The organism is Zarconia sp. (assembly GCF_057467645.1).
Map to the genome: position 1 here is coordinate 18,535 of NZ_JBRJXU010000056.1, position 22,505 is coordinate 41,039.

23 protein-coding genes and 1 pseudogene are annotated in these 22,505 nt (G+C 51.0%); 9 read left to right on the forward strand and 15 right to left on the reverse strand.

Annotation, left to right across the window (positions count from 1 at the left end):
• Positions 1-332 precede the first annotated feature (332 nt).
• The 5 genes from AC2215_RS07975 to AC2215_RS07995 all read right to left on the reverse strand — a co-directional run bounded on the left by AC2215_RS07975 (position 333) and on the right by AC2215_RS07995 (position 4,478).
• Complete coding sequence (locus AC2215_RS07975; protein ID WP_486809441.1) at positions 333-605, reverse strand: DUF1816 domain-containing protein; 273 nt, start codon at positions 603-605, stop codon at positions 333-335.
• A gap of 149 nt (positions 606-754) precedes the next feature.
• Positions 755-1,756, reverse strand: coding sequence for a 23S rRNA (guanosine(2251)-2'-O)-methyltransferase RlmB (gene rlmB, locus AC2215_RS07980; protein ID WP_486809442.1), 1,002 nt, complete (start codon positions 1,754-1,756; stop codon positions 755-757).
• Positions 1,692-2,198, reverse strand: a complete 507-nt coding sequence (locus tag AC2215_RS07985) for a Mini-ribonuclease 3 (protein ID WP_486809443.1) — start codon at positions 2,196-2,198, stop codon at positions 1,692-1,694. The genes rlmB and AC2215_RS07985 overlap by 65 nt, the downstream gene beginning before the upstream one ends.
• A 326-nt stretch (positions 2,199-2,524) precedes the next feature.
• A complete protein-coding gene (locus tag AC2215_RS07990) occupies positions 2,525-2,893 on the reverse strand; it encodes an STAS domain-containing protein (RefSeq protein ID WP_486809496.1) in 369 nt (122 codons plus the stop codon).
• 211 nt (positions 2,894-3,104) lie between these two features.
• The gene (locus AC2215_RS07995; RefSeq protein ID WP_486809444.1) at positions 3,105-4,478 is read right to left on the reverse strand and encodes a cobyrinic acid a,c-diamide synthase CobB; all 1,374 of its coding nucleotides are present in this window, start codon (positions 4,476-4,478) and stop codon (positions 3,105-3,107) included.
• Positions 4,479-4,631: 153 nt separating this feature from the next.
• Here AC2215_RS07995 and AC2215_RS08000 point away from each other — a divergent pair, with 153 nt between their 5' ends.
• The gene (locus tag AC2215_RS08000; protein ID WP_486809497.1) at positions 4,632-5,105 is read left to right on the forward strand and encodes a diheme cytochrome C; all 474 of its coding nucleotides are present in this window, start codon (positions 4,632-4,634) and stop codon (positions 5,103-5,105) included.
• A 265-nt stretch (positions 5,106-5,370) separates the two neighbouring features.
• Positions 5,371-7,782 carry an NACHT C-terminal helical domain 2-containing protein gene (locus tag AC2215_RS08005; RefSeq protein ID WP_486809445.1) on the forward strand — a complete coding sequence of 804 codons (2,412 nt, stop codon included), beginning with the start codon at positions 5,371-5,373 and terminating at the stop codon, positions 7,780-7,782.
• Here AC2215_RS08005 and AC2215_RS08010 read toward each other — a convergent pair whose 3' ends face one another.
• Both AC2215_RS08010 and carA read right to left on the reverse strand, forming a co-directional pair.
• Positions 7,783-7,971: a hypothetical protein gene (locus AC2215_RS08010; protein ID WP_486809446.1), complete on the reverse strand. Its 189-nt coding sequence runs from the start codon at positions 7,969-7,971 to the stop codon at positions 7,783-7,785.
• Between the two features lie 65 nt (positions 7,972-8,036).
• The gene (carA, locus tag AC2215_RS08015) at positions 8,037-9,179 is read right to left on the reverse strand and encodes a glutamine-hydrolyzing carbamoyl-phosphate synthase small subunit (RefSeq protein ID WP_486809447.1); all 1,143 of its coding nucleotides are present in this window, start codon (positions 9,177-9,179) and stop codon (positions 8,037-8,039) included.
• Positions 9,180-9,823: 644 nt separating this feature from the next.
• Between carA and AC2215_RS08020 the strand changes: the two genes are divergently transcribed.
• Together AC2215_RS08020 and thiL are read left to right on the forward strand one after the other, a co-directional pair.
• Positions 9,824-9,991, forward strand: coding sequence for a hypothetical protein (locus AC2215_RS08020; protein ID WP_486809448.1), 168 nt, complete (start codon positions 9,824-9,826; stop codon positions 9,989-9,991).
• Between the two features lie 111 nt (positions 9,992-10,102).
• A complete protein-coding gene (gene thiL / locus AC2215_RS08025) occupies positions 10,103-11,098 on the forward strand; it encodes a thiamine-phosphate kinase (RefSeq protein WP_486809449.1) in 996 nt (331 codons plus the stop codon).
• Between the two features lie 2 nt (positions 11,099-11,100).
• Here the strand turns inward: thiL and AC2215_RS08030 are convergent, their stop codons facing one another.
• From AC2215_RS08030 to AC2215_RS08045, 4 genes are all read right to left on the reverse strand, one after another.
• Positions 11,101-11,286 carry a hypothetical protein gene (locus AC2215_RS08030; RefSeq protein ID WP_486809450.1) on the reverse strand — a complete coding sequence of 62 codons (186 nt, stop codon included), beginning with the start codon at positions 11,284-11,286 and terminating at the stop codon, positions 11,101-11,103.
• Between the two features lie 261 nt (positions 11,287-11,547).
• A complete protein-coding gene (locus tag AC2215_RS08035; RefSeq protein ID WP_486809451.1) occupies positions 11,548-11,931 on the reverse strand; it encodes a DUF4346 domain-containing protein in 384 nt (127 codons plus the stop codon).
• Positions 11,932-12,062: 131 nt separating this feature from the next.
• Positions 12,063-12,446: a hypothetical protein gene (locus AC2215_RS08040; protein ID WP_486809452.1), complete on the reverse strand. Its 384-nt coding sequence runs from the start codon at positions 12,444-12,446 to the stop codon at positions 12,063-12,065.
• A gap of 55 nt (positions 12,447-12,501) precedes the next feature.
• Positions 12,502-12,780, reverse strand: a complete 279-nt coding sequence (locus tag AC2215_RS08045) for an NUDIX hydrolase (protein ID WP_486809453.1) — start codon at positions 12,778-12,780, stop codon at positions 12,502-12,504.
• Positions 12,781-12,822: 42 nt separating this feature from the next.
• Between AC2215_RS08045 and AC2215_RS08050 the strand changes: the two genes are divergently transcribed.
• The 5 genes from AC2215_RS08050 to AC2215_RS08070 all read left to right on the forward strand — a co-directional run bounded on the left by AC2215_RS08050 (position 12,823) and on the right by AC2215_RS08070 (position 18,287).
• Positions 12,823-13,062, forward strand: coding sequence for a hypothetical protein (locus AC2215_RS08050; protein ID WP_486809454.1), 240 nt, complete (start codon positions 12,823-12,825; stop codon positions 13,060-13,062).
• A complete protein-coding gene (locus AC2215_RS08055) occupies positions 13,059-13,433 on the forward strand; it encodes a hypothetical protein (protein WP_486809455.1) in 375 nt (124 codons plus the stop codon). Before AC2215_RS08050 ends, AC2215_RS08055 begins: the two co-directional genes overlap by 4 nt.
• Before the next feature lie 287 nt (positions 13,434-13,720).
• Positions 13,721-15,463 carry a caspase, EACC1-associated type gene (locus AC2215_RS08060; RefSeq protein ID WP_486809456.1) on the forward strand — a complete coding sequence of 581 codons (1,743 nt, stop codon included), beginning with the start codon at positions 13,721-13,723 and terminating at the stop codon, positions 15,461-15,463.
• A 539-nt stretch (positions 15,464-16,002) separates the two neighbouring features.
• The gene (locus AC2215_RS08065) at positions 16,003-18,057 is read left to right on the forward strand and encodes a prolyl oligopeptidase family serine peptidase (protein ID WP_486809498.1); all 2,055 of its coding nucleotides are present in this window, start codon (positions 16,003-16,005) and stop codon (positions 18,055-18,057) included.
• Positions 18,024-18,287, forward strand: coding sequence for a hypothetical protein (locus tag AC2215_RS08070; RefSeq protein WP_486809457.1), 264 nt, complete (start codon positions 18,024-18,026; stop codon positions 18,285-18,287). The genes AC2215_RS08065 and AC2215_RS08070 overlap by 34 nt, the downstream gene beginning before the upstream one ends.
• 17 nt (positions 18,288-18,304) lie before the next feature.
• On the opposite strand, the gene AC2215_RS08075 is transcribed toward AC2215_RS08070, so the two are convergent.
• From AC2215_RS08075 to AC2215_RS08090, 4 genes and pseudogenes are all read right to left on the reverse strand, one after another.
• Positions 18,305-18,709: a DNA-binding protein gene (locus tag AC2215_RS08075; protein ID WP_486809458.1), complete on the reverse strand. Its 405-nt coding sequence runs from the start codon at positions 18,707-18,709 to the stop codon at positions 18,305-18,307.
• Between the two features lie 144 nt (positions 18,710-18,853).
• Positions 18,854-19,201, reverse strand: a pseudogene (locus AC2215_RS08080) (RNA-guided endonuclease InsQ/TnpB family protein); the annotation flags it as partial.
• Positions 19,202-19,403: 202 nt separating this feature from the next.
• Positions 19,404-19,946, reverse strand: coding sequence for a thioredoxin family protein (locus AC2215_RS08085; protein WP_486809459.1), 543 nt, complete (start codon positions 19,944-19,946; stop codon positions 19,404-19,406).
• A 390-nt stretch (positions 19,947-20,336) separates the two neighbouring features.
• On the reverse strand, positions 20,337-21,929 hold the full coding sequence (locus tag AC2215_RS08090) for a helix-turn-helix domain-containing protein (RefSeq protein ID WP_486809460.1): 1,593 nt from the start codon (positions 21,927-21,929) through the stop codon (positions 20,337-20,339).
• Between the last annotated feature and the right edge of the window lie 576 nt (positions 21,930-22,505).

A 22,505-nucleotide genomic window follows, 5' to 3' on the forward strand; every position in this document is an offset into this window, starting at 1 on the left:
TCAGTTCGGGAGCAAACAATGACTGGTAAGGGTGGGGTGTAGGGTGTGGGGGGAGCGTTCCCTTGCGTTTTGCGCTTATAGCAACTGCCACGACGCTTAGGACAATGTCAGACAATTATGTAATTAACCCGTGGTCCGACCGCTGCCTCCCCTGCTCCCACTGCGATTGCCAGCTCACCCTCACGATGTCCTAATTGGAAGGCGCGGTTGCTATATGGCGACGGCTATCGGCACGAGCTAGACCCGCCCAAAAAAACCCCGTTAACCTCAATAAAGGAGCTAACGGAGTTCAATGTCGCTGTGACGAGGGCATCGCCACAAAGGTTTTACATCTAACTGCTGAAAATCGGAGCAGAACTCGAGGGGTTAGAGTAATCCTCCTCATAGACGGTCAAATCGCTGGGTTTGCAGCGAGATACCTGTATGTTTATGCCTTGAGCGCCTTCGTGTTCCAAGTCTTCAACATACCCGTTGGTTGAATTGAGAGCTTCTTTCTCACTTAAGAACGGTCCGAAGTAATAGGTACAGCAGGGAGAGGCTGTGTCGACTTTGACCCACCAGGCGAAGCCAAAAAAATTGAGCAGATTAATCAAAAATTCTTTCATCTTAGTTTTGCTAACCGATCGAAAAACGATTTACAAGAGCGTAGTTTATGGAATTGGGAAATGCTTTACATTTTGTTATACTCTGTCCGATACATTTTTTCAATCTCCATTGACGGGTTTATCTCTAGAATGGTGGGTTTTGACCTGCGCTATTGTTCGTCGCGCACAGTTTGAGTGGAGATCTTAAAATGTCGAGAAGACCAACGCTGGCGGTAAATTTCGTATAAAGCCATACCAGTCGCCACGGAAACATTGAGACTGGGGGTTTTGCCGGCAAGGGGAATTGACACCATGATATCGCAGCAGCGCTGGGTTAGCAGACTCAATCCTTTGCCTTCGGAACCCACGACTAAAACAATCGGTTTGGGGGTCGATTCCGTATTTTTACCAGAATTGCCAAATTCATGATGAATGGATTGGGGCGCTTTTTCCGATAAGCCGTAAATCCAAAATCCGGCTTCTTTAAGAGTTTCTAAAGTTCTCGAGAGGTTGACCACTCGCGCCACCGGAAACATTTCCAGGGCACCGGCTGCCACTTTTTTCACTGCCGAGGTAATGCCCACCGCCCGCCGTTGGGGAATGACTAAACCCTGGGTTCCCATAGCTTCGGCCGTCCGAACGATCGCCCCTAAATTATGGGGATCGGTAATGCCGTCGGCAACCAGCAGCACCGGAGACTCAGAGGTTTGGAGGGCGCTGGCAATCAGCCCGTTGAGGTCGGCATATTCGTAAGGGGCGACTTGGGCGGCGACACCTTGGTGGGTTGCTCCACCGGTCATCCGATCCAATCGTCCGTATCCCACTTCGTCAATGACCGTTCCTCGTGCCTTCGCTTGAGGCAGTAAGGTATGAAATCGGGGCGAATAGCGCAGTTGCTGGGTAATCCAGATGCGATTGAGCTGGCGCTGGTTTTCCAGGGCGCTCAAGATACTGTGACGACCGTAAATCAGTTCGGTCTCTTCAATGGTTTCGTCAGCTCTGGGGGGAAAATCTTTTGGGGATCGCTCTTGCCGATTGCGATCGGTCCGATCTCGATAGCTTTTACCGTTACTCTTACTATAATTTTTACGACTACTTTTACTGGGACTATCGATCTTCAGGGGATTTTTCTTCGTCGGTTTGGGGGATGGTTTTGGGGATCTGCGGCTCATAATTCGATTCTAGATAAGTTAGCAGTTCGTTTAAACGTTGGGGATCGCTCAGGTAAAGGTAGCCGATGAGGGTTTCGAGGCTCGTTGCCTGTTGGTAAATGCGAGCGCTCACTCGCTTGGGACGACCGAAAGCTGCATTGCGTCCGCGCCGGACGATCTCCCGTTCGCGATCGCTTAAGTAGGGTTCGATCGATTCGAGGTGTTGGGCTTGGGTTTCCGCTCGGACCTGCTCGACAACCTGACGGTGATAGGTTTGTATCCGCTTGGGCGGTCGTATGTATCGGTAGCGAACGTAAAGCTCGTAAACGGCATCTCCGAGGTAGGCTAGGGCAGCGGGTGAAATTTGTTGCACTTCACCGATACTCAATTGTCCCATTGCCCCAAGCTCAAAAGACGGTTGGGCAAGACATGGAGCTGTATTTTCTGGTTCGGTTTCTGACATACCCGAGCGTTCGATGGCGATCGGTTCCCAAGGGAGATCGATGCGCTAGACATTTTAGTATACAGTCTTCGTGCGCGATCGCAAGTATCGGTCAAAGGGTAAAGCTCTACAAGACGATGATTCTGTTAGAGTTTGGAGAGATTTTATCGCTGCATTCAGTTCGGTTAAGACAGTCTGAGCGTCACCAGCATCTCGCGCTCGTTGCCCCCCAAAGCCCCCTTCGGGCTCTTGGATGGCCTACGATCGTTGAAGCCCAGATCGTACTGAAGCCAGCCTCACTGCTCGATGGCAGGGTAGCTGGCTCGATACGAGTATGAAATTGAAATTTAGCTTTTCGGGACGTTGGCAATTGCCTCATCAACAGAAGGCTGTAATGACAGAAATTTCTCTAAACGAACGAGCTTAACTGTCTGCGTTACCCTAGGGTTGGTAACGATTTGCAAGCTACCCTGACTGGTTTGCGCTTTTTTGACAAGTTGCACCAACGCTCCCAAACCAGAACTATCGACAAAATCGATCTTGGATAGATCCAATATGAGATGCTTGGGACCCTCATCAACGCATTTCCCGAAAACCTTCTGAAAACTCGGCTCGGAAAAAGCGTCTAACAAGCCATTCAGGCGAAATAGCTGATAATTTTTTGTGACTTCTCGGGTGCCTCTGAGGCTAACAGTCAAAGTTAGTTGCTCTGGAATAGTTCCCTCCTTGGCGTGTCTGCGCTTCAAGTTGACGGTTAATTATAATAACATTTAACAACTTTGTCTACGCTCGGCAAGAGGCGATCGCCCACTGGAGCAGGGGGAGCATGAGGCGGCAGGGGAGCTTGGGGACTCACAGCAGACTTATCCCCCTTTTCTCCTTCCCCCCGTGTTGTCAGGTTTAGGCTCGTACAAGTTGCACGTGGCCTTATTCCCCATTCCCCATTCCCATCAATGGGGCAACTTTCGTGCAACAACGAACGAATCGCGCTGGAATTTCTGGAGTGGCTCCCCAGTGGAGGTGCAGGTAAGAGGCGTGTAGGCGATCGCGCCGCCATCCTTCAGTATAAATCGGACTGTGAGGGCTGTATCCGCGCATTTCAAACAGAGGTGCATCGGGAGACTCGGTGAGGTGCGATCGATGAAATTCGTGTCCCCACACCGTGGTTCCCGTCGGCATTACGGGGCTATCTTGCCGGGTCACGGCTTGCCGGTATCCCAGTGTCAGCCGTTTGCCCATCACCGCCGTTGTCGGCAGAACTCCTGCCATCTCAAAGGAATTGCCCTCAAAATCCACCAGGCGCTCGCTCAAATACATCAAACCGCCGCATTCTGCATAAATCGGCATTCTCTCCCGGGCGAAGCGTCGGACGGCATCGAGTGCGGTAGCATTTTGAGCCAGTTGCGACGCAAACACTTCGGGAAATCCACCCCCCAAGTACAATCCGCCGATATTATCTGGCAGTTGCGGATCCCTGAGGGGACTCCAGGGTACGAGTTGCACCCCTAGTTGTTCGAGGAGATCGAGGTTGTCAGCGTAGTAAAAGCTGAAGGCTCGATCGCGTGCAATGGCAATTCGGGTCTGGGGTTGCTGCTTTTGAGGTAGGGGAACCGGATGTGTGGGGCAAGATGCAAGTAAAGGTTGCAGTGCGTCCCAGTCGAACCCGGTTTGGGCCAGATGCGCCAATCGATCGAGCAATCCGTCGAGGTGGGGCAGTTCTGCCGTAGGAACCAAACCCAAATGACGATCGGGGATCGAAATTTCATCCTGTCGCCGCAACACGCCCAGTATCGGTAAATTCAGGGGTTCGAGAGCCTCTTGTAGCAATTGCAAATGGCGATCGCTCCCCACGCGATTCAACACCACCCCGGCAATTTTCAGCCTCGGATCGAGGGTGCGATAGCCCTGGGCGATGGCTGCGACGGAACGGGACAGGCGAGAACAATCGATAACCAGGAGGATGGGGAGATCGAGCAGGCGGGCAATGTGGGCGGTACTGCCGGTGTCGTCGCGGCCGGATGCACCGTCAAACAAACCCATCACCCCCTCGACGATGGCGCATTTTGCCCCGTGCTGGTGGGTAGCGAAACAGGTGCGGACGTAATCTTCGCTCGTCAGTACCGGATCGAGATTGCGGCTAGCTCGACCCGTAACGTACTGATGAAACATGGGATCGATGTAATCGGGACCGACTTTGAAAGATTGGACGCTGTGTCCCCGAAGGCGCAGGGCCGCGAGTAGAGCCAGGGTGACGGTTGTTTTGCCTGCGCTACTGCGTTCGCCCGCAATTACCAGTACCATGAATACATCCAGTTTTACTCTTTCTGTCGCGATCGAGCCGCGCGATCGCCCTCACTCAGTATGCCACGTTTGGTTCGGAAGCTTTTCTCATTGAATTTCAAGCAACGTTTCAAGTCGCGTCGTCGTCGGCGATCGAACTTGATCTTATTGTTGGTGCTGGTCATATGGAGTGCGCTTCTGGGTTGGGGACTCGATGTTGCCGCGCGCTCTCCAACACCCCCTGCACTCGTCGCCAATATCGGGACGGTCGATCCCACCCCCGAGCGATACCAACTCGGCGAACAGCTCTATGTCGAGAATTGCAGTGGTTGCCATATTCCCCTGCCCCCGGCGGTACTTCCCACTTCAACCTGGCGAGATTTATTGCTCGATGAAGAGCATTACGGCACTCGGGTGGCGATTTTGCCGGAACCGGAAATTCAAATTGTCTGGAATTACTTACAAATTTTTTCCCGTCCGACGGATGAGGGAGAAGAAACCCCTTATCGGATGGATGTGTCTCGTTACTTTCGGGCACTGCATCCGGGAGTTGAGATCGAGCGTCCGGTGTCAGTACGCAGTTGCGCCAGCTGTCATCCCAATGTCGCCGAATTTGATTTCCGCAGCTTGACCACGCAATGGCAGTAGCCTGAGTTGACGCCACTGCCCCACACCCGCGCTTCACGTTAATTATCAAAAATTATCAAAGTGTCTGCGCCTAAAGTTGCGACGGCTATCGATAATGTCAGAGAATACTCTGAGAATAACTCCTTTTAATTGGGTGTTGAAATCACAATCGAGCGTTAACGTTAATCGGTCTAAATACCTGAATCCTCCGGGATGCAGCTCTCCCAGGGGAACGACGGGCGAATATCATAGAATTAAATCAATGATGTAACGGTCTGCAAAATTGATGGCAAAGCGATCGCTAACAGCCTGCGAAGCAGGTATTACCCGAGCAAAACAAGCCTTTGAACGAAAAGGATGGACTCAAGAATATCTTGCCGCTGAGGTCGGTTTATCAACGCGCCAATCAATTTGGAAATTTTTTACAGGCAGACCGATCGAACGTCATGTGTTTATCGATATTTGCTTTCAACTAGAATTAGATTGGGAAGATATTGCCGATTTACCACCGATTCTACCCCCCTCATCCGAAGGCTCGAACTCACAGAATCAGGCACGACAGAATCAGAACCCAGAGAGCCAACTTTCCACAGAAGAGTGGGTGCAAAATTTGAGATCGCAGCTCAAAGAGCAAATTCAAGCAACTTGCGGGACGTTGCAGTCTTCTTTAGATATGACTCAGCCACTGTTGCTCGATCGAATTTACACGCACGTCAATATTTTACCCCATTTATCCCATCAGCGATGGTTGGAAGTTTCCGATTTACAAAAGACACAAAATAGCAGCGATCGCGTTGGTTTTAGTCAAAATTTGGATGATACGGTTCCGGGCATGGAAGCGGTCACCCAGTATGAAAAGCTGGCAATTTTAGGAAAGCCGGGGGCGGGCAAAACAACCTTTCTTCAACACATTGCGATCGAATGCAATCGAGGCAACTATAAAAGCGATGCAATTCCGATTTTTATTCAGTTAAGAACCTTTGCCGCTCGCGCGCCCAGAGATTTGAGCTTAAAACAGGAGATCGCTCGGCAATGGAGCCATTTGAATCTTGAGATCGATCTCGTCGAGCGATTACTCCAAGACGGCAAAATATTATTCCTTTTAGATGGATTAGATGAAGTCGCCGAGTCGGCAAAAGATGAGGTGATTGCCGCGATCGATCTATTGAGCAAAAAATATTATCAAAATCAAATTATTCTCACCTGTCGATTAGCCGATCGGCAATATCGTTTTCGCGGATTTATCTATATCGAAATCGCCGACTTTTCTCAAGGGCAAATCGAAAGCTTTGCCCGGAACTGGTTTTCTGCGAGTGCCAGTCAATTCGAGCGTCAATCGGAAAGTGCGGGGTTCGAAAAAGCCGAACTTTTTCTCGAAAAACTCCACAAAAAAGAAAATCAACCGATTCGAGAACTGGTGGTAACGCCGATTTTACTCAGTTTGGTCTGTTCGGTGTTTCAAGAACGAGAAATGTTTCCCACCAAACGCTCGAAGCTCTATCAAGCCGGACTCGATATTTTGCTCGAGCGTTGGGATAACGCTCGGGGCATTCAGCGAGATCTCGCCTATCGGAAACTGTCTCGGGCCGACAAGATGAAATTGCTGGGGCAAATTGCGATCGTTACCTTCGAGCAAGGCAATTCTTTCTTTGAAAAAAGCGATATTCTCCAAATTATTAGCGACTACTTACTCGCCTTTGCCGATGCCAATCCCGATCCGGAAACGTTGTGGCTCGATAGCGAAGCCGTTCTCGAATCGATTCAACTACAACACGGTTTGTTAGTCGAACGAGCCCGAGATATTTACTCCTTCTCTCACCTGACGTTTCAAGAATACCTCAGCGCTCGCCGAATTATCGCCAGTCCCACCTCGGAAGCCTTAGAACTTGCACTGTGCCAACTCTCGATACATACAATGGAACCGCGCTGGCGGGAAGTCATTTTGCTAGCGGCGAGTATGCTTCCCCATGCAGATTTTCTCCTGTTAGAGATGAAGCGAAATATCGATGGGTTCGTGGAATCTTTTGAGAAGATTCGATCGTGGCTGACGAGTTTAGAACGAAAAGCTGGTGCTGTGGAGGGTGAATCTCAAAGCCAATATAAATCCCCTGCCGTCCGCGCTTTTTACTTCACGTTATTCGGCGATCGCGATTTAAATTTGGCGATTTCTCTCGACGAAGGCTTATCGCGGGATTTGTGCGCCGATCTGTCTTTAGATTTAACCCTAGCGCGGGCTTTCAATACCAGTCTGGGTTTGGTGGACGATCCCGATATTCAGGAAATTTTGGCGTTAATCTTTGCCTTGGATTTAGAACGAACCTTCCCCCTATCCGATGCGATGAAACAAGGGCTGACGCAACTCAAAGAGCGACTTCCCGATTTAGAAGGGGGAAAAGAAGATTTACAAACCTGGTGGCAAACTCAAGGGCAAAACTGGGTGGAAGAATTTCGAGAGGCGATCGTAACCTGTCGCGATATCGGTCGAGATTGGCAGTGGAGTGCCACGGAGATCGGCATCCTACAGCAATATTACGATGCCAACCAATTTCTCGTTGATTGCCTCAACAGCGACGCGCAAATTACACCATCGGTGCGAGAGGAAATCGAAGCCACCCTGCTGCTACCGACCGATAGCATTCCCACCCATCGACTGTCGCTCGATCGCAGTTTGGCCCAAATTACCCAATCTCGAGCGTAACTATAACGTCAGGCGCTCGATCGGACTGTCAGGTTTGGGTGGGTGTAGGGTGTGGGGTGTGGGGAAGGGGAAGTTCGCAAGGGGTAGAGACAGCTTCAGAAGCGAAGGGAAGCAGAAGAAAGTGCGATCGACGATTGCTTTTACAATGTGAGATTCGATCGCCGTCACCAATCCAGGGATATAAGACACTTCGAGCGTCTTACCGGCTTTCTACCTCTGCTCCCCCTGCTCCCCCTCCCCCTGCTCACCGCGTCTTACCCTCGCGTCTTAGCCATCGCTTTGACGAACTTTTCAAACAGGTAGTCCGCATCGTGAGGGCCGGGACTGGCTTCGGGGTGATATTGAACCGAGAAGAGGGGTAACGTTTTGTGCTGCAACCCCGCGACGGTGCGATCGTTGAGATTGAGATGGGTAATCTCGATATCCGAAGCCAGAGAGTCGGCATCGATCGCAAATCCGTGATTTTGGCTGGTGATTTCCACCTGTTGCTGCAATCCCGCCGGTTGATTGAGGCCGCGATGACCGAATTTGAGCTTAAACGTACTCGCCCCCAGCGCTCGCCCTAAAATTTGGTGACCCATGCAAATGCCGAAGATGGGTTTGCCACTGTCGAGGAGGGCTTGGGTGGTTTCGCAGCCTTCTGCCACCGCTGCGGGGTCTCCAGGGCCGTTAGAGAGAAAGATACCGTCGGGTTCGTATTGGAGAATTTCCTCCGGGGAGGTACTCGCGGGAACGACGATGACTTTACATCCGTAACTGGCCAAGCGGCGGAGGATATTGCGCTTCACCCCAAAATCGATGGCGACGACGGTATAGGTTTCGCCTCCCTCGCCCCAGGCGGTGGGGCTGAATTCCCAAGCGGCATTGGTCGGTTCCATCCACTCGTAGGTTTGGGGGGTGGTGACTTGGGGAACCAGGTTCAACCCCGCCATACTCGGTGCGGCTTGGACTCGAATCAAGAGTTCTTCGGGATCGAGAATTTCTGTGGAAATTCCCCCGTTCATCGCCCCAACGGAACGTAACTTGCGGGTGAGGGCGCGGGTATCGATGCCGGCAATTCCCAGGACGTTGTGTTGTTTGAGGTAGTCTGGGAGGGACTCGGCCGATCGCCAGTTACTGGGACGATTGCAGATGTTGCGGGCGATCGCGCCTTTGACTTGGGGACGGCCTGATTCTTCGTCTTCTGGATTGACCCCCACATTGCCCAACTCCGGGTAGGTAAAGGTGACGATTTGACCGCAGTAACTCGGATCGGTTAAGACTTCTTGATATCCAGTTATCCCGGTATTGAAGACAACTTCACCAATCGTGGTTCCGGTGGCACCGAACGAGCGACCGGTGTAAGTGGTTCCATCGGCGAGAACGAGGATAGCGGGTGTAGCACCAGAGATGGGCATGGCGGTTTGTGACAAGCTAAACAGATCGGCGCTATTATCCCACGAGTCGGTTTGGATGAGGAGATGAGGAGATGGGGGAGCAGGGGGAGATGGGGGAGAAAGACCGCGGGTTAACGCTCAAAGCATCCGCGCCGCTCGTGGCGACAGCTATATCGCAGTCAGCATTCAGCTATCAGCATTCAGCCGTCAGCCAAAATCTTGCTATTTATAGCTTGTAGATTTTGTAGATGTCCTAACACATTTGCGTAGCGCTATAAATTGCTAAAGTCATTGATTCTCGATCGAGCAGACTGGCACGAGTTCGCCTCGATCGCCGAATAAACAAACGAAAACTTAATCCTGATTGAGAAAGTTTGAGAAAATATAGAGAAATTTATAGTTTTTGATAATTGATGACAAAAATAGAGCATTCGGAAGAATATCTTCTGATATACTCTCGAGTACAGTTAATGTCTCTAAGCTAGCCCTCATCCTTTAGCTTACTTTCCCTAAAGATGAGTACAAAAACCTAGAGACACTAACGATTAATTAGCTTGTTGCTTGCTAGCCCTTGCTCCATGGTCTTTGCTCCAGCAGGGGCTTTTCCCTAAGTTTTAGATTAGTTTTTGAGGTGATCTAAGGCAATACTTATTCCAAAACTTTATGTGAATTTTGTCGGCGGCGGACTTTTATTAAGCTTCGATAAAGTGCGAAAAGCTCTCCTCAAATTTTGCGACGGACCGACGTTTACACAAGCATTGAGCGATGATTCGTCAGCCATCCGCTTGTATCAAGCCGTTCAACTCGACACTCACTCGCAAGAGTGGGAATAACTCAATCGTGACCTTTCGCATTCAAATTTTATTCCAACGCCCAAAGCCCAAGACCGATCGCACGAATGCTTACACTTTTACTGGAGTCTAGAAATTCATCGGCGAGGGGGAATGGGCGATCGCGTACGAGATATTGGAGAACGGGGACTGTTGCAGCGGATTCGGCGTTTTTGTCCTCAAACGGTGGTGGGGGATGATGGGGCAACTCTTCCCTTTCGTGACGATCGCTCTTTGGTTGTCACCACCGATATGTTAGTGGATGGGGTTCACTTTAGCGATCGCACTACCTCTGCTGCCGATGCCGGATGGCGGGCCGTTGCTGCCAATTTATCGGACTTAGCGGCGATGGGGGCAACTCCTCTGGGGATTACCGTCGGATTGGGCGTTCCCGACGATACCCCCGTAGCGTGGGTGGAGCAATTATATACCGGTATGAGGGACTGTCTCGAACCCTATGAAACGGAGATTGTCGGGGGGGATATTTGCCGTTGTGCGGTGCGAACCCTTTCGATTACCGCATTCGGTTCCGTCCAACCGGAAGCCGAGATTCGCCGCAGTCGGGCGCGAGTGGGAGATGCGATCGCCATCAGCGGGCCTCACGGATTGTCTCGCGCCGGTTTGGAACTGCTGCTGAACCCGGAAATCGGGCAACATTTGAACGAGGGCGATCGAACCTCCCTCATTCGCGCCCACCAGCGCCCGATTCCCCGTTTGGATGCCCTGCCCTTTCTCTGGGCAGCCCTGGGGGATACGACGCGGGTGGCGGGGATGGATAGTAGCGACGGACTCGCCGATGCGGTGCTGCAAATTTGCCGGGAAAGCGGTGTGGGGGCAACGTTAAATGGGATTCCCGTTCACCGGGGGTTAACCCAACTCGTTGGGCCAGAGACCGCCCTCGATTGGGTGCTGTACGGTGGAGAAGATTTTGAACTGGTGTTGTGCTTGCCGATGGAGGCAGCAAAAGCCTGGGTGGCGCAACTGGGAAATGGGGCAGCGGTTGTGGGAACGATTACTGACACCAAGAAGGTTTGTGTTGCAGATACGAACGAGAGTCAGTTCGATCTAGTCTTGACGCAAGAGGGGGGTTTCCAACATTTTCGATCGTAATTTCATGTCAGGCGCGGGATTGGATAGCTTGTCGGGTCGCTAATGGCGGCGATTCGACCTTGGCGCAGCCGCCCTTTCAGGGCTAGGAGACGCTTCGCGAACGCATTGGTTCTGGATATCGATCGAATCTTAGCCGTTGCCCACCCCGATCGCATTTGGGGATCGATGTTGGGGTTGGCGGGCAGCATCAGACAGACACGGTGATGCCGTGAGAACGAGTACGAGTGTGGCGGTTCTCAAACCGATATTCATCGAGTCCGATAGCGTTTCTCAAATGGAAGAGATATGGACGATCCCCCTAAATCCCCCTTTTTAAGGGGGACTTGAGATTCACGATCGGACTTTACTGACTTGAGAACTGCAATAGATGACGATAAGCCCAGCGTCACTAGCATTCTTCTCCCAAGAGCAAGCGAGGCTTCCGATGCTCCCGATGCTCGCCAACACCTTCAATCCTGAACGTATTCTTCACCGGCAAGTAAAGCGATTTCCGCCCGCACGAACTCTCGCCCCAAGTACAGGGCATGATCCAAACAAGTGAGAGGCGGCGGGTCTGTTTGTTCGGTAATTTTCATGCCAAGTTCTTTTGCCGTCCGTCCGGTGAACACGGTGGTATGTTGGCGTTGGACTGTACCGCGCACTGGAAAGGGTTCTCCGGTTTCGGGATCGACGGCTAAGCCTTTTTCGTTAATCGTGTTGGTGTAATGTTTGGCGCAGATGAGTCCGGCTTCGGGATCGAGGTAAATAATAAAATACCCCGCCGGATCGAGATTGATAAACCGTTTGGAGAGTTTGTCGTCAAGGGCGGCAAGTTGTTCGGCAGTTGGAGTCATGCTGGGGAATGGGGAATAGGGAATGGGGAATGGGGAATGGGGAATGGGGCAACAGGAAAAATTTAGCGCTCGTTGCCCTCCCCTCGCGATATGCTCAATACTTCTGACGATCGCTAAGGTTGGGAGCGCAACTAATCATCGTAACTGAAATTCAAACCCACGAACTGATTCGGCACAGCAGATGAGGTACACAGAACTTGTTTGCGGCGAGAACCTTCTTCGATGCTGCATTGTACCTCGCGCTTGAAGGCGGCGAGGTTATTTTTATATTGTCCCGGATCGATTCTCAGCTGTTGCCGAAATTCACCCCAGGTGACATCGACGAGTTTATCGCCGCAGACCATTTCCACCTCACCCCGTTCGATATCTACGTCCCCGAAATCGACTTCCACTTCTGCATCTTCGATTTCTACGAAATTGCACGCTTCGAGTCTGGCGCGACCCCCACAAGCGGAGAGTAGTCCTAAAGTTGCGATCGAAAGAACAGATAAGACGAAAGGACTTAAGGATTTCATGGTTAATATTCTCCTATCAGATCGATAAAATACTATCTAAAATATAAAGAAATAATTAGAATTTAGTAGCGCTTAAAACACGAAAAATTCCGGTTTTATCATCAAAAGTATCGTGAATTATAATCCGGATGACTTCACTCATTTGTGAGGGTAAGTTAGGTCTATCGAAGTATTTTACCTCCAATATTTTCGCATTCGGTTTCCAGGACTCTCGAGTCAAAACTTTAGCAGCAAAAGATAAAACCAGATCGTCTGCTAAGGGTTTGGCGTAAACACCTATCAGTTGCCCGACTTCGATGCGAGTTTCACTTTCTTCTAATACCTCTCTTTTCAATACTTCTACTGGTGATTCGATCGATTTTAAACGGAAGGGTCGATGTCTCGGGTTTTCGCAACAGTATTTTTAGAGTATTTCGATCGAACTTCCCAGATTTCCTCGATCGTTCTCAATAAAACCGCGAGATCGAGATTCAGTGACGATGCGGGTACGGTTTGTTATACCGGATGGAAGGTGGAATGGCGTAAAAAGGGGATCGTGGCGCCTCCACTCGCATCCCCAGATGTTGCCATGTTGACCGATATCCATACCGACGTAAAACTCGAATCAATTCAATGAGCGAATCCATGCTGAATGTTACCCTGACCCTATCCGATCCCGAATCAGACGAAGAACAATTGCAAACTGCAACGGTTCGTCTCAGAAACGAAATCGCTGAAATCGATGGGGTGAATGACGTATACCCGACTCCGGCTGCCGAAGTACCTGCCTATGCCAAAAGTCTCGGGGGTCAAATTATTAACGTCCTCACGGCCGAAATTACGCCCCAGCATTTTCTCTCCGTTCTCCGGTTTGTGGGAGGTCGCGTTTTCAATCGAACCATCGAAATTAAAGTCGAAGGCAACGGCAAGTCTCTCGAACTTCGCGTGAGTAATGCTAAGGATTTGGAATTTGCCATGGAACAGGCGAAACGATTTTTGGAGGGATAATGTAACCATAAACAGTGCGAGCATCTTGCTTGCCTAGAGTCTTCCCTCAAGACTGGCACGCACCGCGTATCCAGTTTGTTCATTCATCTGAAAGTTCTGATAATTGCCCTGCTAACGCATTTAGGGACTTGCAAATAAAGAAAGTACCTGCGTCATCCAAAATACACCGGTAGGGGTCAACGGCCGTATAGCCTGTCGGCATAGCTGCGCTAAGACCCCTGCAATGGGTACACTATTTTCCCGCACATCCCTTACTCTTTGTGTAAACTCAACTCGATACACTCTCGATGGCAAAAGTCGCGCTGCTGATTGGTGTCAGCGAATATCAAAGCAAATCTCAACATAAATCGGCAAGCAAATCAGACAACGGATTCCAACCTCTACCCAGCGCGGCAAAAGATATCGAAGCCATGGCAGAGGTTTTGCAAGATCCGAATCGAGGAGAGTTCGATAGGGTGACGCAACTGCCGAATCCCTCCAAACCGGAAATGGAAGCAGCTATCTACGAACTGTTTGCCTATCGCGAAAAAGACGACCTGGTTCTGTTCTATTTTTCCGGCCATGGGGTTGTCGATGCCAAGGGTCGATTTTTTCTGGCGACACCGGAAATCCAGCAAGACAAGCGAGGCGATGTGGTGTTTCATACGGCAGTGGAGGCCAACACACTGCAACGGCAAATGACTGACAGTTCCTCAATGCGGCAGGTGATGATTCTCGACTGCTGCTTTAGCGGTGCCTTTGCTAAGGGAATGACAGTGAAAAGCGATGGGATGGCGAACCTCCAGGCGCAACTGGGGGGCAAAGGACGGGCAATTCTTACCTCATCGAGTGCCACGGAGTTTTCGTTTGCCTCGGAAAATTCAAAGGATTCCCAACTGTCGATTTATACCCGCTACCTGGTGGAAGGCATCAAAACCGGCGCGGCAGACCTCGATAACGACGGCAGAATCGACGCGCAGGAACTGCACGACTATGCCAGCGAGAAGGTACGAGAAGCCTCTCCGGCGATGACACCAAAGTTCTATCCCGTGGAAGATGGTTCGCGGATTTTTCTGGCCAAGTCTCCCCAAGATGACCCGCAGTTGAAGTATCGCAAGGCGGTGCAGGAGTTGGTTGATGAGGATGAAGGGGATATCGACGTTTTGCAGGGGGAAATGCATTTTCTCAATCGCCTTTGTTTGGATGAGTTGCAGCAGAAATTGGGAATTGCAGCAGAGGTGGCAGCAGACATCGAATGGGAGGTGATGGAACCGCTACGGCAGCGACAGGAGAAGTTGAAAAAGTACGAGGCGGCATTGGCGAAAGTCGTCCAGCAACGGGGGGGTAAGCTGCGAAACAGCGATAGGCGCAAACTAAAGCGGTTTCAGGGGGTGTTGGAACTGCGGGATGAGGATGTGGAACCGATGACCGCACAAATGGTGGCGCGAGTTGTCCCGGAAATTGTCCCGGAACCGGAAGTGACCCCCAAACCGAAACCAATACCTAAATCGCAACCGGAACCTCCCACTTCGGAAATTGAGTTGAAATCGGCAACAGGGGCAGATTATACCCACCTGCGGGATTTGCTCGCGGCCCAGAAGTGGCAAGAAGCGGACGAAGAAACGGCGCGGGTAATGCTACTAGTGGCGAATCGAGAGGAAGAAGGTGGGCTGGATTATGATTCGATCGAGAACTTTCCTTGCGAGGATTTACAAACCATCGATCGACTTTGGGTACACTACAGCAACGGTCGATTTGGATTCAGCATTCAGCAGCAAATTTGGGAAGAATTGGGTGGTAAAGCAGATTGGAAAACAGAATGTAAGTTAGGCGATCGCTTAGGCTGGCGAACAAAAGGAAAGTTAGGCTGGCTAATAGGAGGAAAGTGGTTATCCAAGGAGAATCAACTGTTTTCTCTGGAAGCACCTAGTGGTAATTTACCTCGCTTCGGAGGTTGGGGAACTCTTAAACGATTTAGTCGGTATTGTACTTTCTCCCAATCGTTCCACAGTAGCCACATCTGTCCGGAAGATGCTTTCTTTCCCGATTGAAAGTGACGATTGGGGCGAGACATTTTTGAGAAAGAGAATTGTAGGGTGGATCGTGTGAAAAGCAGATAGTGGTACTTTGACAAAAATTAGTGTTATTTTTAGCTCAAACCCTTACACAGTAATGCTTATAGGTTGAAATAACAGAAACCTGACAACCGCAGGGGTTTGAGCGATTTTTCGGGATTTGACCTAAATCCTAGTCCCAGTAAGGGGTTAAGCGGCGAAAAGGTTGAAAAGTTGTCAAAGTACCATTAGCTGCCCACCATCCCGAAATCTGGGTAAAGTTAGATCGTTCTGCGATCGATACAAATCATCGATTAACGATCGAGCCTTTCATCCGCGCGGAACTCAATCACAGTTGGTGAGCAGTTAGATCGTGAGTGTCAAAGTTCGTTCCAACCTTCAATACTGCCCACGCTACAACTCGATCGCCCTGGAAACAGCAAAAACCCTCCCCAAATTCCGAATTCCGAATTCCGAATTCCGAATTCACCCGCTCCAATGCTAGATTAAAAAACGTTCCTCAAAATCGCGATCTCATGTCCAGTGCCAGCCGTCCCTTCAACTACCCGATCGCCCGCCAAGCCGACCAAATCGATAACTATCACGGTATCGACGTCGCCGATCCCTACCGCTGGCTCGAAGACCCAGATTCTGAGGAAACTCGCACCTGGATCGAAGGGCAAAACCAAGTTACCTCGGGGTTTCTGTCCCAAATTCCCCAGCGCGATCGCATCAAAGAACGGCTGACGCAACTCTGGGATTACGAGAAATTCGGCACGCCTTTCAAACGGGGCGATCGCTATTTTTTCTTTAAAAACGACGGCCTGCAAAACCAAAGCGTCCTCTACGTCTTGCAATCCCTCGATGACGAACCCCGCGTTCTCCTCGATCCCAACACCCTCTCCGAAGATGGAACCGTTGCCCTATCCGGATATGCCATTAGCGAAGACGGCAAGTTCATGGCTTACGGCTTGTCGAGTTCCGGTTCCGACTGGCAGGAGTGGCAAGTGCGGGATGTAGATACCGGTGAGGATTTGGCAGACCATCTCAAATGGATTAAATTCTCCGGCGCATCCTGGACTCACGACAGCCAGGGGTTCTTCTACAGTCGCTACGACGAACCCAACGAAGACACCAAATACGAAGATATCAACTATTTCCAAAAACTGTACTACCATCGCCTCGGCACCGACCAAACCGAAGATACCCTCATCTACGAACGGCCCGATGAGAAAGAATGGGGATTTAGCGGCGGCGTTACCGAAGATGGGCGATACCTAATTATCTCCGTGTGGCGGGGAACCGATCCGAAAAACTTGGTCTTCTACCAGGATTTAACCGTTGCCGATGCGCCGGTGGTGGAACTGATTCGCGAGTTTGAAGCCGAGTACGCTTTTGTCGACAATGAAGGGTCGGCGTTCTGGTTCCGCACCGACCTCGATGCCCCGCGCGGCCGGTTAATTGCGATCGAAACCAAAACGGGAGAACGCACCGAAATTCTCCCCCAAGCGGAAGACGTACTCGAAGGAGTGGGACTGCTCAACAACCAGTTCGTCGCCAGCTACCTCAAAGATGCCCGTACGGACATTAAAATCTTCAACCTCGATGGTTCCTTCGTTCGGGATGTCGAGTTACCCGGCATCGGTTCTGCCGGGGGATTTGGCGGCAAGCGCCACGACACCGAAACCTTCTACAGTTTCAGCGGCTTCACTGCCCCCACCACTATTTACCGTTACGACATGACGACTGGAGAAAGCAGCGTCTTTCGCCAACCCCAGGTGGATTTCAACCCCAGCGAGTACGAAACCACCCAAATTTTCTACGAGAGTAAAGATGGCACCCGCGTACCGATGTTTATCACCCACAAAAAAGGCATCGAACTCGACGGGCAAAATCCCACCTATCTCTACGGCTACGGTGGCTTTAATATTTCCCTCACTCCCTCGTTTAGCGTCGGACAGTCGGTGTGGATGGAACTCGGTGGCGTATTGGCGATTCCCAACCTACGCGGTGGTGGCGAATACGGGGAAGCGTGGCACCAAGGGGGAACCAAACTCAACAAGCAGAACGTCTTCGATGATTTTATTGCGGCTGCCGAGTGGCTGATTGCCAACGGCTACACCCGTTCGGAAAAACTTGCCATTGGTGGTGGCAGTAACGGCGGCTTGCTGGTGGGGGCTTGCATGACCCAACGTCCCGACCTATTTGCGGCGGCTTTACCTGCGGTGGGGGTGCTGGATATGCTGCGCTTCCACAAATTTACCATCGGCTGGGCTTGGTGTTCTGACTACGGTTCCCCCGACAATCCCGAGGAGTTCAAAGCCCTCTACGCCTATTCTCCCCTGCACAATCTCAAACCCGGTACGGCATATCCGGCGACGATGATTACTACCGCAGACCACGACGATCGGGTGGTTCCCGCTCACAGCTTCAAGTTTGCAGCAGCGTTGCAAGCGGCAGGAGAGGGGGAAAATCCGCTCTTGATTCGCATCGAAACCAAAGCCGGACATGGGGCAGGGAAACCGACGGCGAAGACGATCGAGGAGTTAGCCGATCGTTGGGCGTTTTTGGTGCGAGTTTTGGAGATGTAGCGATCGAGCCATCGGAGGGACAACTCAAAAAGCTGACCTCGATCGGGTTGTCACCTCGATGTCGCAATTTTGTATATCGCTGTATTCAGTTCGGACGCGCACAGACAAGTGGCGTCACTCAATCCGTCTGGCAAGAGGGAGCGATGCTCGTCAAGACAGTCGAGAACAACGATCAATATCGCGATCGACTCCAGTTTAAAAGCGATCGCAAGGCGGTGACCGAGTGCTGAGTGTCGATGCTGAATGCTTAGTGCAATATTTGCGATCGATTATCCGGATTTGGAGCGATCGTGTTGCCCAAGTCGAACACTCGAACGTCGTAGAGGGTCTCAATCCAAACCCTCGCACGACACGTGGGACTGTCGGGACGATATACCACGCGACATCCTCCAGGGATTTCCACCTCATGCCCGTAAATATTGGTTTGACCCTTTTTGACGGTAATGACTGGCAGTCGTTCCTTGGTCTTATGATTATGTCGAATCTTGTGAGAGTTGACGTGAACGATAGTTTTGGCAGGCTTCCTGGGATTTCGCCAACTCGGAGCCGGACCCCGAGTGCCGCGTTGGATGATGGGTCTACCTTTAAATAAGGGTATCAGCCACATTTTGCCAGTTTTGTAAGCTCCTTGCACTCGACCCGCAATTAACAAGACTGTGACATCCTCCCGACGCTAACCCGATCGGTCGTAGCTTACGCCACTCCCCAGGTCTAGCGCGGGCTTCTTACCAACTCCACCCAACAGTTCGGATACTCGGTAAGCTTTATTGACGGAATGCCCTACCGCCAAAGCGTTCTATAACGCCAGTTTCAGAATGTTTCTCGCCGCGTTTTCATCTCTGTGTGCTGTGTACCCACATTTGGGGCACGAATGAACGCGGTCTTTCAGTTTTTTCGGAACCTTAGTTCCGCAGTTAGAGCAGTTCTGTGAGGTGTTTCTGGGATTCACTGCAACCGTTAACAAACCAGCATTCACAGCTTTGTTTGCGAGTATAGACAGGAATTGTCCCCAGCCAGCATCTAGAACCGATTTGGCAAGCCGGGTTCGCGCCAAACCTTTGACGTTCAACTTCTCGTGAGCTATTAGGTCGTGATTGTCCGTCAGTTGCTTGGCGGTCTTAAAGTGAAAGTCTTTGCGGGTGTCCGCAACCTTCTGTTTTTAGCATAGCAACCCATTTATCGATTTGAGATGTTGCTAATTTATCGCTCGAGAGTCGATTCCTTCGCCATTGCCAGGAGAATCAACCACCTAGAAAATTTTGAGGTGCGGCTAAAGAGCCGCTTATTCTTGGCGATTGCGGATCGCGTACTGCGTTGGATGAGTTCGTTGATGCGATCGCCTACGCTCAACTTTTCCATTTCACCGGACAACCCACCGCCTCGGTTTGGGAAATCTCGATCGAATCCCCAGCGAGCAGTTGGGCGATCGCCTTTTTGAGATAGGGGGTTCCCACGGCTTCGGCATCTTCAGGGTTATCGTCGATCGCCCCTCGGTAATGCAAAACTCCTTCCCCATCGAGTACGAAGGCTTCTGGAGTCACCTGCGCGCCAAAGCACTTGGCCACTTCTTGCGTCACGTCCCGAATATAAGAAAAATTGAGTTCGTGGGTAGCGCGGAATACGCCCATATTTTCGATACTTTCTTCCGGGTGCTGGCTGGTTTCGTTGGGATTGATGCCGATGAAAGAAACCTGCGCCTCGGCAAATTCGGCTTGTAATTGTTTGAGGCGATCGAGGTACGCCAGGACTTGCGGACAATCATTTCCCAGAAACACTACGACCACCGCTGCAGATGTTTCCAGATACCGAGCGAGGTGGTGAACCGTACCGTCAATACCGGGTAATTCAAAATCTGGCGCGTAGCTGCCAATCTCCGTACCTTTGAGCATGATTTCTAGAGACTTTTATCAACTGATTTGTTTTAGCGATCGGGTCGAACGAGAACGCGCCGACAGCAGCTATCGACGGAACGTTTATTTTCCCATTTAACTAAAACTTATATCAATTTTTCATGGAAGCGGCGCAGGATCTCGATCGCGCGACGGAAATATAGTCTCGCCATAGTAATTAGGACACTTGTGAAGCCGGGCTTCGGGAGCTTCGGGAGCTTCGGGAGCAGGGGGGGAAGACTTCAGCAAGATCGCAAAATTGTCTGGTGTTGTCAAACACGGTCGTGGCGACTGCGATGAAATATGGCAGCTTCCAAAACTATTCCCCGTTCCCCATGACTGAAAATTTGTAATGAGACCGGCCGGGACTGCTATATGTTGCACGTGGCACTATCGCTCGATTTCTAAAACCTGACGCAAGAGCGCCACATCCTTCAAACTCGCTTGAAAGCGTTCGTTTTCGATATCGCGAATCCAACTCTGGCTTTTGCCAATTCGGTTGGCTAACTCCCTTTGGCTCAACTGAAGGCGCTTTCTAGCGGCAGAGATGGTCGAACCGGGTAACCCGGAGGGTTGTGGGGATTTTCGATTCGTTTTGCGTCGCTTTTTCGATCGAGACGGAGATGGTTTGCGCGCCCATTCGGGGGGCAGTTCGAAGTGCAAAAACCGGGCGTTCATCAACCGATCCCACTTGCCTCGGGGAGCGGTGTCGGTTAATCGTTGGTGACCGCTGCCGTCTGAGGCCCAAAATGCAGCTGCGGCTTCTGCATCATCGGGAATTTGGGCGAGTTTCGTCCACAAGGGCTGAATTTCCACCGGGTAGGTAATCGGGTCGAAGACCGGTTTGAGACCGTAGTGGTGAAGGGCTTCGAGATCCCCTTCAAACGTTCGCAGCAATCGCTTGCGCGTGCTCCGTTGAGAGGAGGCTCGGGTCACTCGTTCTTCTCCGTAGGCCACTCGCATCAGGGTGCGGACGGTGAGGCGCTGCTCGGTTCCCAAACGACTTTTGAACAGCAGCCACAGCAGAATGCGCGCGGCACCTTCATGTTGCTGCCAAATACTCATCACCTCGATGAGGAGAGACTGAGGTAAATGACCGTATTGGTAGAATGCGGTGCGATTTTGGTAACCCTGTTTGTTGAGAAAGTATTGGGCCCAGATTCCAGCGCGAATTTTGAAGGTCAAGCCGACGAGGTGCTTGCAACCGGAATTATCCTCTTGAAAGTGATACTCGATATCCCTCAAATGCCATAGAGGACTAGCTTCGACGGAAAATTCTGCCACTTTACCCTGCCGGGGCCATTGGATGGAGGCGAGGACGCTGCACGATTGGCTGACGAAGTCTTTAATCAGGGTGAGCTTTTCAAGTTTGCTCAGGTCTCTGCGCTTTTCGAGTCCCAGATATTGCTCGATTTGGCGATCGTCGATCGTAAAGTCTTCTTCCCAAGGACGTTCGAGGGTGACGGCGTAGGCGGCGTAAATCAAATTCAGACAGGCCGCACGCAGATCGAAGGTGGCGAGCGCCGCTTTGGCCGCCTCGCTTTCTAAGGGAACGTCGGAATCGGGAGTCCCTGCGATCCAAAAATCTAGGGTTCCGCGACTGCGGTTAATCTGTCGCTGGTAGTGGAGGTACCCCGACGAATCTACCTGCCAGGGGAGCGATTGCCGCTGTGCCAAAATGTTGCACAGTTCCCACATCACCATGGCCGAGGCAAAGGGGTTGCTTTTACCGGTTAGAAATAGGTCGGGACTCGAAATCGGTCGGCTGCCCACTTTCGATCGCCCTTTTTTTGGCGGCAGTGGAACCGGCGAACTCACGGGACAAACCACGACGCACTCTGGGATGGGGGAGCGATCTTGGCAAGAATCACACCGGGTGGGATCGATCCAATATTCTCCTTCCTCGTGTTTAATCGCGTCTTTCGGGCACTGAGGGATACAGCTATCGCACAAAATACAGCGCTCGGTGATGAAATAAGTCATGATGTTATAATGCCGTTGCAAGACTTCCACACATTCAAAGTTGACCTTGACACCGTCACCCCAGTGGAAATCCCAGATTTTGGGATCGGCAAAATTTTGCCCCCGGTTGCCTCCAGTACGAATGGGTCAACGGACTTAAGGGCGAGCGATGGTCGATCGGTCTAGGGAAAATCCTACTCCTCACCTTTGACGGAATTTCCGTTGGGTATCTATTGCCTTCGACGGATAGATAACCCATGAAGGCGACGATTGAGCCGCCTGTTTTCAACTTTTGTCGATCGGCATTAAGTCGATCGACGATAACAAGAGTCCTAAACCCAGATCTGAACCCAGATCCGATCGTTTTTCGCTTTGAGGTCTCTGAAAAAAAAGACTAATGCGTTTCACATTAGCCCGCTCTATAGGATCTCGACAGTCAATGAGCTTGCAAGTTTTGTTAAATGAATCTATGGCTCTAAGAATAGTCGATGGCGATCGCTTTAATTTGTTGTTAATAATCCTGAGTTTACCGAGAGCAACGGGATTGGTCTGGCAATGCGATCGAATAATGATTTATAAAGTTTTAACAATATAGCT

Excerpts from the sequence above, each read along its gene's own strand:
- AC2215_RS08055 (WP_486809455.1), top strand. The coding sequence starts at position 13,059 with ATGAGCGAATCCATGCTGAATGTTACCCTGACCCTATCCGATCCCGAA.
- AC2215_RS07995 (WP_486809444.1), bottom strand. The coding sequence starts at position 4,478 with ATGGTACTGGTAATTGCGGGCGAACGCAGTAGCGCAGGCAAAACAACC.
- AC2215_RS08030 (WP_486809450.1), bottom strand. The coding sequence starts at position 11,286 with ATGCTGCCCGCCAACCCCAACATCGATCCCCAAATGCGATCGGGGTGG.
- AC2215_RS08060 (WP_486809456.1), top strand. The coding sequence starts at position 13,721 with ATGGCAAAAGTCGCGCTGCTGATTGGTGTCAGCGAATATCAAAGCAAA.
- AC2215_RS08065 (WP_486809498.1), top strand. The coding sequence starts at position 16,003 with ATGTCCAGTGCCAGCCGTCCCTTCAACTACCCGATCGCCCGCCAAGCC.
- thiL (WP_486809449.1), top strand. The coding sequence starts at position 10,103 with ATGGGCGATCGCGTACGAGATATTGGAGAACGGGGACTGTTGCAGCGG.
- AC2215_RS08040 (WP_486809452.1), bottom strand. The coding sequence starts at position 12,446 with ATGAAATCCTTAAGTCCTTTCGTCTTATCTGTTCTTTCGATCGCAACT.
- AC2215_RS07985 (WP_486809443.1), bottom strand. The coding sequence starts at position 2,198 with ATGTCAGAAACCGAACCAGAAAATACAGCTCCATGTCTTGCCCAACCG.
- rlmB (WP_486809442.1), bottom strand. The coding sequence starts at position 1,756 with ATGAGCCGCAGATCCCCAAAACCATCCCCCAAACCGACGAAGAAAAAT.
- AC2215_RS08035 (WP_486809451.1), bottom strand. The coding sequence starts at position 11,931 with ATGACTCCAACTGCCGAACAACTTGCCGCCCTTGACGACAAACTCTCC.
- AC2215_RS07975 (WP_486809441.1), bottom strand. The coding sequence starts at position 605 with ATGAAAGAATTTTTGATTAATCTGCTCAATTTTTTTGGCTTCGCCTGG.
- AC2215_RS08050 (WP_486809454.1), top strand. The coding sequence starts at position 12,823 with ATGTCTCGGGTTTTCGCAACAGTATTTTTAGAGTATTTCGATCGAACT.
- carA (WP_486809447.1), bottom strand. The coding sequence starts at position 9,179 with ATGCCCATCTCTGGTGCTACACCCGCTATCCTCGTTCTCGCCGATGGA.
- AC2215_RS08085 (WP_486809459.1), bottom strand. The coding sequence starts at position 19,946 with ATGCTCAAAGGTACGGAGATTGGCAGCTACGCGCCAGATTTTGAATTA.
- AC2215_RS08090 (WP_486809460.1), bottom strand. The coding sequence starts at position 21,929 with ATGACTTATTTCATCACCGAGCGCTGTATTTTGTGCGATAGCTGTATC.
- AC2215_RS08005 (WP_486809445.1), top strand. The coding sequence starts at position 5,371 with ATGGCAAAGCGATCGCTAACAGCCTGCGAAGCAGGTATTACCCGAGCA.